The sequence below is a fragment of the Acetobacter fabarum genome (genome assembly GCF_011516925.1).
GTDB classification, from domain to species: domain Bacteria; phylum Pseudomonadota; class Alphaproteobacteria; order Acetobacterales; family Acetobacteraceae; genus Acetobacter; species Acetobacter fabarum.
In genome coordinates, this window is record NZ_WOTG01000001.1 from 221,673 (window position 1) to 234,675 (window position 13,003).

The following is a 13,003-nucleotide window of genomic DNA, read 5'->3' on the forward strand; positions in this document are numbered from 1 at the left end:
AAAAGCCATGTGGGTGGGGTGCAGGAAGCGTCTGTAGCCGTTTTTATTTTGTATTAACACGCGGCAACATACTATCAGGACAGCACTACTCTTCACTCTGGTACGCAAGGATATACTCCATGCCATTTGCACACAAATGGGCCCTCTTTGTCGGATTGGGCGTTGCGCTGGTCATACTGGGCTTTGTTGCCTGCCTTGATGCGGTGTCTGTTACCCTCGCCAGCACCATGTTTATTGGTGGCCTGCTTATTTTTGCCGGGATCATGCAGGGCGTGCATGCTCTTGCGGTCAAGGACTGGGGGGGCTTTCTGTTTTCCCTGCTCTGCGGCGGGCTTTATATTATTGCCGGCGCCCTGCTGATCAAGGAGCCTGTCTCCGGCTCCGTGGCCATTACGGTGTTTGCCTCGGTCTGCTTTGTTGTGGTGGGCGTTCTGCGCTCGGTCATGGCGCTCCAGTACCGTGGGCTGCCAGGCTGGGGCATTATTCTGGGCAGCGGGCTGATCAGCCTTGTGGTGGGTATTTGCCTGTACCTTAGCCTGCCCTGGTCCGGCCTGTGGCTGATTGGCACCTTTATTGCCGTTGAACTGATAGCAAGCGGCATTGGCTGGGTGCAGTTCGGGCTTGCTCTGCGCCAGAGCAACCTGCGCTAAAGCGCCTGAGCGCACCCAAAGAGGCGGGCGGCTTACGCCTTGCCTGCCTCTTTATCGTCTGATGCCTCTGCATCGGGCTTTTCCGGCGGCATAAGGGCCAGCACATCCCCCTCGGGGGCAAGCAGGGCTCTGGCCGCCAGACCATCCTCATCCATAGCGGCTATTTTCTGCCTTGGCAGGAGCGATGTCGGGCGCTCCCCTGCCTCGCGCTTGCGCAGAATTGTTTCTATATTCTGCATGACCACCGGGTAGTCATCTACCAGACGGCGGAAACGCGATGCCTTGATCGCCATGAAGTGCCCGAACTGCACGGCCCGCACATTGCCAACACAACGCCAACGCTGGAGGGCTTCCTGCGCGCCTAGCAGGTCCCCTGCCCCGTACAGTTCATCCACCCCGGCCACATGCGCCTCCACCAGCCCGGCACTGATAAAATAGACGTAGCGCATCTTCTGCCCCTTGCGGCACAGCAGTTCCTGCGGTGCAACAAAGCGCAGGGATGTGGTGGTCGCCAGATCATGCAGTTCCGCGCCCGGGAGCCCACGGAATACGGCTGCATTTTTAATCCGGTCCTCAATCCCGCTCCGCAGGTCAAAGCTCAGGCGCTTGTTCAGGCGGTGCCTGCGGCGCTCCAGTTCCTTGAGCAGCTCACGGTTCAGTTCATCACTGATCAGGGATTCCGCGAGCAGGGTGTCGTATTCCTCCCCTTCCAGACGCAGGGATATCTGGCGGAAAATACGGTTTTCCAGTGCCTCGGCGTAGCCATGGTAATGCAGGCGCAAGGTTTCGAGCGCCTCATCCAGCAGCTTGCGCTGGCGGGAGAGCACCTCGGCCACAATTTCCCCAATACGGCTGCCCAGCGTGGGTTCGAGTCGTTCACGCATGAAGCGGGTCAGCGAGATGGAAATAAAGTGCGCCACCATCAGCATTTCAAACCGCTCGGCCATGCACAGCATCAGCGGCCGGTCCCAGCGCAGGTAATTATGCACCCACTGCGCCAGATCAAACCGGAAGGAAGGGCTAAGCCGCCGCCGTAGCGCGCGCACATACCCCAGACGCCCTTCCAGCCTTGCCCCATCAATTGCCGCTTCGGACGAACGCAGCAACGTTTCCATCACCCGGCGGGACAACCCCTGCATACGGAACAGGTCCAGCAGTAAGGAGCGTTCCTGACTGGCTATGGTGATCAGGGCCAGATTAACGCGCTGGGTATCCGACAAAGCCTGATCGAATACATTGGCGGCCTGTTCCTCCTCCGAGCGGCGCTCGATCTGGTCCAGCACGGGGCGCGTGGCATCTGCGCTAAAGCCGAGTTCGCTCCCCAGTTCCTCCGCCCGCTCACGCACATTCCCCAGACCAATGCCCAGCACCTGATGGCGCATGGCCTCGTCAATGGGAGAAAGCTGGTCGAGCTTCAAAAACAGAACAAGCGAGCGCAATGTGGTGCCATTGACCAACAGGGTGATCAGCACAAAACCGGTGGCGATAATACCAATAAAGTGGGCAATGGGCGTTGCCACATGCTCGTTCTCTGTCACGGCCAGAGCAAGCGCCAGCGTAATGGCCCCACGCAGCCCACCCCAGACCATGGTTACCTTGAACGGTGTTGGTACGGGGGGAGAAAGGCGCGACCACGCCAGAAGCGGCAGCATGCCAAACACCACGGCTGCACGCGCGGTAAGCCCGGCCACACTGGCGATCAGGATCAGCACCCAGTCCCAGCGGGTCATGCCCACCAGCAGGTGCGGCACCAGCATGGACGCCAGCACAAACACCAAGGACCCTGCCCAGAACACCAGTTGCTGCCAGAGCTGGTTAAGGAACAGCCATGTCTGTGGCCGCACGGTGGATGGCCCGTAAACTGAGAGCGTCAACCCCGCAGCCGCAGTGGCCACCACGCCGGACACCCCGAGAAACTCGTCTGAAATAATATAAACAACATAGGGGAGCGCAACGCTGAGCGTAATTTCGGCAGCGGAACTGCCAATGGCCGACATCATGGCCAATGTCAGCCGCCCACACAGCACCCCAACCACCACAGCCCCGGCAAAGGAGACAACGAACGAAACAACCGCCTCCCCCGGATGGATGGCGCGGTGCAGCGTAACCGTTGGCAGCAGAATGGAAAAAATGGAAATGGCGGCAGCGTCATTGAGCAGCGCTTCCCCTTCCACCAGCCGGGTCAGGCGGGTGGAGGCCCCAATATCGCGGAAAATCCCGGCCACGGCGGACGGGTCCGTGGTAGCCACAATGGAGCCAAGCAGCAGGCAGACCACAAGCGGCATGCCCGCAAAGGGCATAAGGGCAAAACCAATAAGGGCGGTGGAGAGCGCCACTGCCACAACGGCCAGCAGCAGCACGGTTGCGGCCTCATGCGCCAGACGCCGCACATCAATGGCCAGCGCGCCCTGAAAAACCAGCACGGGCAGGAAAATAAGCAGGAACGACTCACTGCTTATGGGAAAATCCAGCAGGGTTTCGGCTATGCCACTCAGAGCAGAGGCATAAGACGTACGCAGCGCAAAATCTGCCAGCGAACCAATAATAATGCCGACAATAGCCAGCAGAACGGTTTCGGAAAGTTCAAGCTTGCGGGCAATGGGCTGTACCGCACTCACCACAACCAGCAAAAGCGCAATAACAAGCAGTATCGCAGCCAGCCCTGTTACCGCCATACTCATGCCCCTTTTACTGCCAAAACCTGTCTGATTCCTTCCTTGCTAACACAATGATAAGGCAAGGAAATGGCAGACTCTGCTCTTTGGCTCCGCTTTTAACAGGCCCGAGGCAACCATGCCACACCCGCAAGCACAGGTCAGGAACATGCACACAGCGCATGACTATGTATTTTGCGGAACCTACAGGCCCCACGAGGCATGAGTGTAACCCACACCCGGCAAGACTTTTCTGGCACAAGGATTGAGAGTATGCTCCACACCATGAAAACACCCTCGCGCTCCTGCACCCGGCTTGCCATGCTTGTGTTGATGCTCACAGGTCTTTCGGCCTGTGCGGAAGACCCCAATGCGCATTACTACCATGCCCGCACCCATAAGGGGCAGGCAGCACCAGACTGGTACAGGCCGCCAGCCACGCCGCAAAACACCTTCAAATACAAAAAAGCGCCAATGCTCTATGAAAAACAGGCCGTTGGCTCCCCACAAGGCATCCAATATGACCGATAATGACAAGACGGAGAAAGTTGTGCGTCTGGGCATTATTGCCGGGGCTATCATGGTTGGCATTATTGTCCTGACCACCATGTATTCCGGCTTTGCCGCCCTTATGACCGGCCAACCCATGCCCGGGCAGCCCGCCCAGACCATGGGCCAGAATGCACCCCGCTAAAAAGTCACCCTCTTTTTACTGTCGGCTTGCAGGGGGGCTGCTGGCAGGGCTGCTGGGCTCCCCCATTCCCCATGGAATATGCGCGAGCCCTCCGGCACCTCCCCCCGAACTCCCCCTGCCCGAACATGCAGGTGGAACGCTCCGGCTGGTTGCCTCTGCTTCTGGCGGCACACTGGACCCCCAGATCAACTACACTGGCAAATACATAAACCTTTTTGCCAATGTGTATGATGGGCTCACCACTTTTCGTAAGGTTACAGGCCCTGCGGGTAAGGAGGTCGTGCCCGATCTGGCAGAAACCCTGCCAGCCCCGCAGGATGGCGGGTTGCGTTACACGTTTACGCTGCGCCCCAACATTGCCTTCTCCAACGGCCAGCCCGTGACCACGGCGGATGTTGTTGCCTCCTTCCAGCGCCTTTTCCGTATTGGTGCGCCAACAGCGGGGGCGTTTTATGGCGCTCTTGTCGGAGCGGATGCCTGCCTGCGTACCCCCGCACACTGCACACTCGAACATGGAATAGAAGCCGATGCAGCCACCCGGCGCATAACCTTCCATCTGACCCACCCCGATACCGAGTTCCTGCAAAAACTGGCCTTTACCCACGCCGTTATTCTGCCAGCCAGCACCCCCGACCACGATACAGGCAATACCCCCCTGCCCGGCACCGGCCCCTACCGGCTGGAAGCCTACAACCCCAACAATTTTCTGTATCTTGCCCGCAATCCCGCATTCCATGTCTGGAACCCGCAGGCACAGCCCGCAGGCTACCCGGACCGGATTGAATATACCTTTGGCATTCCCGAAGAGGCCGCCGTAACTGCGGTGGAAAACGGGCAGTATGACTGGATGGCCGATACCATCCCCCTGGACCGGCTGGGGGAACTTGGCAGCCACTTTGCGGGGCGGACGCATGTCATGCGCCACCCTTCGATCTACTTTTTACCCATGAACATGCATGAACCCCCTTTTACGGACATAAGGGTGCGTCAGGCTGTTAATTATGCTCTCAACCGCAAAGCGCTGGTTATTCTGTACGGTGGACCGGGTATTGCCCGCCCGTTATGCGGGCTTGTTCCGTCTGCTCTGGATGTTGCGGGGCAGAACTGCGCCTATACACGCGGGGCATCACCCACCGCACCGGCACAGCAATGGTCCGCGCCAGACATGCAGGTAGCGCGTAATCTGGTCCGCGCAAGTGGCACTGCGGGGCAGAAAGTTACGCTGGTTGTGGACAATACCAGCGCAGACATGGCCATGGGTGCCTGGGTGCGTGACATGCTGCAATCCCTTGGTTATCAGGCCATGTTGCGCCCCATAAGCAGCAGCCTGCATCTGCCCTATATCCAGAATACGGATAACCATGTGCAAATCTCGCTCACGAGCTGGTCAGCCGATTACCCCTCGGCCTCCAACTTTGTGGACGCGCTCTTCGGGTGTGAGAATTTTCACCCCCATTCCGACAGCTCGATTAACATACCCGGGTTTTGTGACCCCCATGCCCAGTCTGTCATGGAGCGAGCCAAAACGGATACCAGCCTGAGCACAACCCAGCGCGACCAGCTCTGGATGGAAGCCAACAGGCTGATCATGGAGCAGGCACCCGCCGCTCCCATGATTGAAAAAGACAACGTGGTGCTGACATCCGCCCGTGTTCGGAACTTTTTTTATACCGAGGTCAATCAGATCCTGTTCTCTCAGGTCTGGCTGCATTAACCACCGGGGCGGTTATCCACAGAATCTGTGGATGAAATATAGGACAAGTCTGGAATGAGCGCGGGATAACCCCCGCATATGGCTCACTCCCCGCCAAGCCGCCGCAAAACACGGGCACGGATCTGCTCAGGGAGCGGCACGTAATCAAGCTGCCCGGTTACGGCCTCCCCACCAACCAGCCCCCAGCGGAAAAAGCGCCGTACGGCCTGCCCCTGATTATCGGCGGTGGCCGTGGCCGGGAACAATACATAGGTGGTGGTAATAATGGGCCAGCTTTGCGCCCCTTCCACATCACTCAGGGCGGCGGTCAGGTCGGCCTCATCCCATTGTGCGGACTGGGCTGCCTGCGCAAAGCTTGTGGCGGAGGGGCTTACAAAAAAACCATCATGGTTCTGCATCTGCACAAGAGCCAGATGGTTGCGTGCGGCATAGGCATATTCAAGGTAGCCTATGCTGCCTGCCGTATTCTGCACATACGCGGCAATGCCGTCATTACCACGCGCGCCAGCACCTACCGGCCATGCCACGGATGTGCCCTTGCCCACGCCATTTTTCCACTCGGGGGATACATGAGCCAGATAATCTGTAAAAACATAGGTCGTGCCCGAGCCATCCGCCCGGTGCAAAGGGGCAATAACCTGATCTGGCAGCTTAACTCCGGGGTTAAGGGCGGCAATCCGGGCATCGTTCCACTGGGTTATGGTGCCTGCGTAAATGGCAGCCAGCACAGGCCCGCTCAGGCGCAGGGCACCATCCGCCACACCGGGAACATTGGCCGTTACCACCACACCGCCAATAGCTGTGGGCACCTGCACCAGCCCGCCAGCCACCAGACGCGCATGACCCATTGGGGCATCGGATGCCCCAAAATCCACCGTACCGGCCAGAATCTGGTTCTGCCCGGCCCCCGAACCTATGGTCTGGTAGTTCACCCGCACGTCCACGCCAGAAGGAGCCGCCGCGGACCATGCCTGATACAGCGGCGCGGCAAAGCTGGAGCCTGCCCCTGTAATTTCGTCCGCCCGTGCGGCATACGGCAGGGCAAACCCGCCGCATAGCAGCACAGCGGCAAAACCAGCCTTAACCCAACGGCTTACATGGGCGGGGGAATAACATGCCATGACCTGCTCCTTCTACCGCAGCCTGCCCTTAGCGCAGGACAGCCCCGGTTGCTTTGCTGACAGCAGCCACAATACGCTCGGATACAGCTTCGAGTTCGGCATCTGTCAGGCTTTTCTCGGTAGGCTGGAGTGTTACCTCCACCCCGACCGAGCGTGTGCCTTCCGCCACATGCGGCCCTGTATAAATGTCAAACAGGCTGACATCGGCCACAAGCTGGCGGTCCGCACCACGTACTGCGCGCAACACGCTTTCCACTGGAATGTCCTGCGCAAGCACAAACGCGAAGTCACGCCGCACCGGCTGGAAGGCGGATAGAACAGGCGCGCTTTTCTTCTTCTTTTTGGGCTGAGGCACGCCTTCGACAAACACTTCGAAGGCCACAACCGGCACATCAATCCCCGCAGCCTGAAGTACGGAAGGATGCAACTCACCAAAATACGCCAGAATGTTTTTGGGCCCCTGCCGCAGCACACCCGAACGGCCGGGATGGTACCATGCCGGGGCGTCCGCCGTGGTGGTTATGGCATCGGGGTTAACCCCAAACTGCCGCAACACCTCCAACGCATCCGCCTTGGCGGCCCAGAGCGACACCGCATGCCCGGGCACACCGGGGTAACGTTGCGTGGAACCCGAGCGCACACCCGCTGCCAGCGTCTGCTGTGCGGACTGCGCAAAGGCCGGACCAATCTCAAACAGTCCAATATCCCCCCACCCGCGCACACTGTTGTGCCGGATGGCCGCCACCAGATTAACCAGCGGGGTCGGGCGCATCTGGTCCAGATCAGAGGCAATGGGGTTTAGCAGGCGCAGGCTTTCCGGCGCGCCGCCAAAATGCATGGCCTCCTCGTGCGAGACAAAGGAGAAGCCCACAGTCTCAGTCAGGCCACGGGCGGCCAGAACGCGGCGTGCCAGCGCAAAACGGGCCTGTGCGGGAGTAAGCGATGCACCGGGCACCACGCTGATGGGGGGCAGCGGCACAGCGGGAACAGCGTCCAGCCCTTTAAGGCGCAGAACCTCTTCCACCAGATCGCTCTCGGCTTCAATGCCTGCAACGCCCTGTGCTGCAAGGGCTGCCACATCGGCGGGCAGGTCCTTGCCCTGCGACAGAACAGGGGCCTGTGCCACATCATTCCGCCAGGAAGGTACGCCCAGTTCCACCTGCCCGGCGGTCCGCTCGCGCACTTCAAAGCCCAGCTTTTCCAGCAGGCTGACGCTCTCATCAGCCGGCACGTCCAGCCCGCCAAGGTCGCGCACCCGGTCAAAGCGCAGCGTTGCCGTGCGCTGCCATGCGGGCTGCTCCCCGGCGGAGACAACCTCACTGGCTTCCCCCCCACACAGGTCAATAATCATGCGGGTGGCCGCTTCCAGAGCGGCTATGGGGAGTGCCTGATCCACACCGCGCTCAAAGCGGTAGCTCGAATCAGACGACAGGCCGAGCCTGCGGCTGCTCAGGGCCACACGCACGGGGTCAAACAGGGCACATTCCACAAACACATCCGTTGTGGCTTCAGTAGCGCCTGTGGCTTCCCCGCCCATAATCCCGGCAAGGGACTGCACACCATTCTGGTCCGCAATAACGCAGTCTTCCGCCGTTACGGTGCAATCCTGCCCGTCCAGCGTGCGGAAGGTTTCCCCCGCGCCACGGCACAGGGTCAGCCTGCCACCGGCAATTGTGTTCGCATCGAACACATGCAGCGGGCGCCCAAGGTCGAAACAGAAGTAGTTGGTAATATCCACCAGTGCGGAAATGGGGCGCAGGCCAATGCTTTCCAGCCGGTTACGCAGCCATTCCGGGCTGGGTCCGTTCCTGACCCCACGGATGGTCCGCCCCAGCACCCACGGGCAGGCCTCGGGGTAGGTAATGGCCCATTCCACGGGGGAGGCAAACGTACCTTCCACCGTTTCGGCCAGCCACGGGCGCAGCGTGCCAAGCCCGGCAGCAGCCAGATCGCGCGCAATACCGCGCACACCCAGTGCATCGCCCCGGTTGGGGGTTATGGCAATGTCGATCACCACATCATCCAGCCCGGCAAAATCGGGGTAGGACTGGCCGGGCAGCGTGTCGGCTGGCAGCTCGGCAATGCCGCTGGTTTCTTCCCCCAGCCCCAGTTCACGCAGGGAGCAGAGCATGCCGCCGCTGAGTTCGCCCCGGACCTTGCCTGCCTTGATGGTAATATCCAGCCCCGGCACGTAAGCGCCCGGCGGTGCAAAGATAACCGCCAGATCCTTGCGGGCATTGGGGGCACCGCACACCACCTGCACATCCGAAAAGCCGGGACCGGCATCCACCCGGCAAACCTGCAGGCGGTCAGCATTGGGGTGGGGCTGGGCGTCCAGAATACGCGCAGTCAGGAACGGTTCGAGAGCGGCGCCCTTGTTCTCGACACTTTCCACCTCCAGGCCAATCTGGTTGAGCATGGCGCATATTTCGGCCAGCGTTGCCTGTGTTTCCAGGTGCTCATACAGCCATGACAGCGTGAATTTCATACTCTCACACCCCTTCGTGCAGCAGTGCGGGTGCGAGCGGGTCTGCCCCGTAATGTCGCAGCCAGCGGATATCGCTTTCATAGAACGAGCGCAGGTCGGGGATGCCGTTCTTCAGCATCGCCAGGCGCTCGACCCCCATACCAAAGGCAAAACCCTGCCATACGCGCGGGTCCAGCCCACAATTGGCCAGAACACGGGCATGGACCATGCCTGCGCCCAGCACTTCCAGCCAGTCTTCCCCGGCCCCGATTTCACCCGTTTTGCGCGACCAGCCAATATCCACTTCCAAAGATGGCTCGGTAAACGGGAAGTAGGATGAGCGAAAACGCACCGGCAGAGACGGCTTGCCAAAAAATGCACGCAAAAACTCGATCAGGCAGCCCTTGAGGTGCCCAAGAGTAATGCCCTGCCCCACAACCAGACCTTCGCACTGGTGGAACATGGGGGAATGCGTTGCATCGTGGTCAGCGCGGTAGGTCCGGCCGGGCGCAATAATGCGGATAGGCGGCTTTTGCCCCAGCATGGTGCGGATCTGCACGCCCGAGGTCTGGGTCCGCAGGACGCGGGTTACATCCAGCCCCGGCGCAGGCGGGAGGTAAAACGTGTCGTGGTCAGTCCGGGCGGGGTGATGGTCAGGCGTGTTCAGGGCCGAAAAGTTGTGCCAGTCAGTCTCGATATCCGGCCCTTCAGCAACCTGGAAACCCATGACACCAAAAATGGCCGTCATTTCCTCGATCGTGCGGCTGATCGGGTGGATGTAGCCTGCGGCCTCTGCCGGCGGGGGTACGGTTACGTCCAGTTTTTCGGCAATCAGGCGGGCCTGCAGGGCAGCGGCTTCCAGCTCCTTGCCGCGGGCTTCTACCGCCTGGGTCAGCTCATCACGCAGGCGGTTCAGGGCAACGCCCCGCGCCTTGCGCTCATCGGGCTGCATTTTCCCCAACGCCTTGAGCAGACCGGTCAGGCGGCCGGATTTGCCCAGAGTGCCAACGCGCACGGCATCCCATGCCCGCAGGTCTGTGGCACCAGCCAGTTCGGACAGGACATCCTGCCGAAGAGTTTCTAGATCGTCGCTCATGGAACCCCGCGCTGAGGAAAAAATACTACCCGGCGGATACAATCTCCCGCTCCGGGAGAAAAGCCCTTAGGCCCAAAAACCATCCGCCAAAAAGCAAAAAGGCCGCCCGGTAAGGGACGGCCTTCTTGTATACCGGATCTGTCAGAACCGGCAATCAGGCTGCCAGAGCGGCCTGTGCCTTCTTGACGATTTCGGCAAAGGTTGCTGCGTCATCAAATGCGATGGCGGCCAGAACCTTACGGTCAATCTCGATCCCTGCCTTGGCCAGACCGTTAATGAAACGGCTGTAGGTCAGGCCGTGTTCACGCACAGCGGCGTTAATACGCTGGATCCACAGAGCGCGGAATTCACGCTTCTTGTTGCGGCGGTCGCGATATGCGTACTGGAGCGCCTTTTCAACGCGTTCCAGAGCAATGCGGTAGTTGGTGGAAGACCGGCCGCGGTAACCCTTGGACAGTTCCAGAACTTTTTTGTGGCGAGCGAGTGTGGTTACACCGCGTTTAACACGTGCCATATCTTAGATGCTCCTTACAGCCCGTAGGGGGCCCACTGCTTAACCGTACGGCCGTCCTGCGGCTGAAGAACCTGCGTGCCGCGAGCGGAGCGCTTCATCTTCTGGGTACGCTTGATCATGCCGTGACGCTTACCGCACGGGCCGGAGAGCACCTTGCCGGTCGCGGTGATCTTGAACCGCTTCTTGACCGACGATTTGGTCTTCATTTTGGGCATTTCATTACTCCTGAAATACGCTGGACATAACCGCCCTACCCCCGAAGGAATAAAGTGGCTTCTGCACGGCCGGGCATGCCCCACAGGCCCGGACGCGTGCGCGAATGCGCTTCCTTAAAAGAAAGGGGGGCAGCTTTCAAGCCTTTGCTTGCAACAAATCTGCTCCACAAGGGGCAACCGATTCTTCGACCGGTCGGATTCTGTGCAGCGTAAAGCGCCTGTTCCGCATACATATATAAGGTATGCCCCTCTACTTGCCCGAGCAAAATGCATGCCGCACATGCAAATTTTCACCTGTCTATATTTTATAGAATATAGATAATAACCAAAAAAGGCCGATTTTTGTAATATTCTTGCGATATAGATAAATCATATACACTTTGTCGTGTAATAACGCGGCTTCTATGCGTTTATCTGTGACAGAAATCCAGATAAGATTGATCTCAATCAACGACAGACCGCAGATGCTGTTCCTCTGGCTGTGTTGGGCAGACTTGATCCATCTGCCCGCCAGACGGGACGTTTACACATAAGGTGGGGATTAGAGTGATCAAACGTCTTTTAGCAGGAGCAGCCGCCATTGGTGCCGTGGGTGGCCTGGGTTTTCTTTATTACGCCTGGTACCCCCCCATAGAACCCGTGGAACCCCCTGACCGCAGCAGTTTTTCTGCCGAGCAGATCGAACGTGGCCGTATTGTTGCCGCCGAAGGATACTGCGCAGAGTGCCATACCCGCACAGACATGGGCGGTGGGCCGGAACTGGCTGGCGATTACAAGATGGAGACCCCGTTTGGTGCCATCTATTCTTCCAATATTACCCCAGACCCCGAAACCGGCATAGGCAACTGGTCGGAAGAAGCCTTCCAACGCACCATGCACCTTGGGGTTTCCCGCAAGGGGGTCCACCTTATTCCGGCCTTCCCGTTTGATCATTTTACCAAAATGACCGAGCAGGATGTCTCCGACCTTTATGCTTATCTGATGACACGCCCTGCCGTGCACATGACGCACCGCACCAACGAGCTGCCCTTCCCGCTCAGCCTGCGTATTCTGCAGGCCGGCTGGAAGCTGCTGTACTTCACCCCCGGCGTGTACAAACCCGACCCGCGGCATGATGCCTTGTGGAACCGTGGAGCTTACCTGTCTGAAGGTAACGCCCATTGCGGCGCATGCCATACCCCACGTGACTTCATGGGGGCGGAAAAGAAGAGCGCCCCGTACGACGGCGCAGTGGTGGACAACTGGATTGCCCCCCCACTGAACGAGCATAACCCGACCCCCACCACATGGACGGAAGACGAGCTGTTCCAGTACCTGCGTTATGGGGTGGCACCGCTCCATGGGCCTGCTGGTGGCCCCATGTCCCCCGTGCCGCACCGCTTCCTCTCCACCGTACCGGAAGAAGATGTACACGCCATCGCGCATTATTTTGCCGATGTGGACCATGCCGCCGAGCGTGAAAAGCACGACAAGGCCGCCCTTGCCCGCGCCATGGAACAGTCCAAGATCGACCTGATCGGCCCGACCGTGGACCCCGACGCCAAGCTTTATCAGGGTGCATGTGCGGCCTGCCATTACAATGCAGCCCCTTCCCCCGTACTGGGCCGCCCCGATCTGGCGCTGAACAACGCGCTTTGGCTGGATGAACCCACCAACCTCTATCAGGTCATCCTGCATGGGCTGACAGCGGAAGAAGGCCAGTCCGGCGTAGCCATGCCCAGCTTCTACAATGCCCTGTCCGATCAGGATATGGCGCGGATTGCCGCTTACCTGCGCCGCACCCGCACCACCCTGCCACCATGGACGGATCTGGAAAAGAAAGCAGCCGCAGTGCGCAAGACCATTACCACCATTCCTGTCAATTCATCGCACTAAGAC

At 59.5% G+C, this 13,003-nt stretch carries 11 protein-coding genes; 5 read left to right on the forward strand and 6 right to left on the reverse strand.

Annotation, left to right across the window (positions count from 1 at the left end; all coding sequences use genetic code 11):
• Positions 1 to 119: 119 nt before the first annotated feature.
• The gene (locus GOB83_RS01090) at positions 120 to 650 is read left to right on the forward strand and encodes an HdeD family acid-resistance protein (RefSeq protein ID WP_086647205.1); all 531 of its coding nucleotides are present in this window, start codon (positions 120 to 122) and stop codon (positions 648 to 650) included.
• Between the two features lie 32 nt (positions 651 to 682).
• On the opposite strand, the gene GOB83_RS01095 is transcribed toward GOB83_RS01090, so the two are convergent.
• On the reverse strand, positions 683 to 3,325 hold the full coding sequence (locus GOB83_RS01095) for a cation:proton antiporter (RefSeq protein ID WP_165925187.1): 2,643 nt from the start codon (positions 3,323 to 3,325) through the stop codon (positions 683 to 685).
• Between the two features lie 252 nt (positions 3,326 to 3,577).
• Here GOB83_RS01095 and GOB83_RS01100 point away from each other — a divergent pair, with 252 nt between their 5' ends.
• Genes GOB83_RS01100 through GOB83_RS01110 form a run of 3 tightly spaced genes read left to right on the forward strand, consistent with a single transcriptional unit; the run spans position 3,578 to position 5,712 of the window.
• Complete coding sequence (locus GOB83_RS01100; protein ID WP_242005676.1) at positions 3,578 to 3,835, forward strand: hypothetical protein; 258 nt, start codon at positions 3,578 to 3,580, stop codon at positions 3,833 to 3,835.
• Positions 3,825 to 3,998, forward strand: a complete 174-nt coding sequence (locus GOB83_RS01105) for a hypothetical protein (RefSeq protein ID WP_158093064.1) — start codon at positions 3,825 to 3,827, stop codon at positions 3,996 to 3,998. The genes GOB83_RS01100 and GOB83_RS01105 overlap by 11 nt, the downstream gene beginning before the upstream one ends.
• Positions 3,985 to 5,712, forward strand: a complete 1,728-nt coding sequence (locus GOB83_RS01110) for an ABC transporter substrate-binding protein (RefSeq protein ID WP_165925002.1) — start codon at positions 3,985 to 3,987, stop codon at positions 5,710 to 5,712. The genes GOB83_RS01105 and GOB83_RS01110 overlap by 14 nt, the downstream gene beginning before the upstream one ends.
• Before the next feature lie 83 nt (positions 5,713 to 5,795).
• On the opposite strand, the gene pstS is transcribed toward GOB83_RS01110, so the two are convergent.
• From pstS to rpmI, 5 genes are all read right to left on the reverse strand, one after another.
• Positions 5,796 to 6,833, reverse strand: coding sequence for a phosphate ABC transporter substrate-binding protein PstS (gene pstS / locus GOB83_RS01115; protein ID WP_086647202.1), 1,038 nt, complete (start codon positions 6,831 to 6,833; stop codon positions 5,796 to 5,798).
• 28 nt (positions 6,834 to 6,861) lie between these two features.
• On the reverse strand, positions 6,862 to 9,321 hold the full coding sequence (gene pheT, locus GOB83_RS01120; RefSeq protein ID WP_165925003.1) for a phenylalanine--tRNA ligase subunit beta: 2,460 nt from the start codon (positions 9,319 to 9,321) through the stop codon (positions 6,862 to 6,864).
• A gap of 4 nt (positions 9,322 to 9,325) precedes the next feature.
• Positions 9,326 to 10,396 carry a phenylalanine--tRNA ligase subunit alpha gene (pheS, locus tag GOB83_RS01125; RefSeq protein ID WP_086647200.1) on the reverse strand — a complete coding sequence of 357 codons (1,071 nt, stop codon included), beginning with the start codon at positions 10,394 to 10,396 and terminating at the stop codon, positions 9,326 to 9,328.
• Between the two features lie 154 nt (positions 10,397 to 10,550).
• Complete coding sequence (rplT, locus tag GOB83_RS01130; protein WP_025824929.1) at positions 10,551 to 10,910, reverse strand: 50S ribosomal protein L20; 360 nt, start codon at positions 10,908 to 10,910, stop codon at positions 10,551 to 10,553.
• A 14-nt stretch (positions 10,911 to 10,924) separates the two neighbouring features.
• Positions 10,925 to 11,125: a 50S ribosomal protein L35 gene (gene rpmI, locus GOB83_RS01135; protein ID WP_048853984.1), complete on the reverse strand. Its 201-nt coding sequence runs from the start codon at positions 11,123 to 11,125 to the stop codon at positions 10,925 to 10,927.
• Between the two features lie 546 nt (positions 11,126 to 11,671).
• Between rpmI and GOB83_RS01140 the strand changes: the two genes are divergently transcribed.
• A complete protein-coding gene (locus GOB83_RS01140; RefSeq protein WP_095348937.1) occupies positions 11,672 to 13,000 on the forward strand; it encodes a c-type cytochrome in 1,329 nt (442 codons plus the stop codon).
• Positions 13,001 to 13,003: the final 3 nt, after the last annotated feature.

Coding starts and splice junctions, on each gene's coding strand:
- GOB83_RS01100 (WP_242005676.1), top strand. CDS start 3,578: ATGCTCCACACCATGAAAACACCCTCGCGCTCCTGCACCCGGCTTGCC.
- rpmI (WP_048853984.1), bottom strand. CDS start 11,125: ATGCCCAAAATGAAGACCAAATCGTCGGTCAAGAAGCGGTTCAAGATC.
- pheS (WP_086647200.1), bottom strand. CDS start 10,396: ATGAGCGACGATCTAGAAACTCTTCGGCAGGATGTCCTGTCCGAACTG.
- GOB83_RS01090 (WP_086647205.1), top strand. CDS start 120: ATGCCATTTGCACACAAATGGGCCCTCTTTGTCGGATTGGGCGTTGCG.
- pstS (WP_086647202.1), bottom strand. CDS start 6,833: ATGGCATGTTATTCCCCCGCCCATGTAAGCCGTTGGGTTAAGGCTGGT.
- GOB83_RS01110 (WP_165925002.1), top strand. CDS start 3,985: ATGCACCCCGCTAAAAAGTCACCCTCTTTTTACTGTCGGCTTGCAGGG.
- GOB83_RS01095 (WP_165925187.1), bottom strand. CDS start 3,325: ATGGCGGTAACAGGGCTGGCTGCGATACTGCTTGTTATTGCGCTTTTG.
- GOB83_RS01105 (WP_158093064.1), top strand. CDS start 3,825: ATGACCGATAATGACAAGACGGAGAAAGTTGTGCGTCTGGGCATTATT.
- rplT (WP_025824929.1), bottom strand. CDS start 10,910: ATGGCACGTGTTAAACGCGGTGTAACCACACTCGCTCGCCACAAAAAA.
- pheT (WP_165925003.1), bottom strand. CDS start 9,321: ATGAAATTCACGCTGTCATGGCTGTATGAGCACCTGGAAACACAGGCA.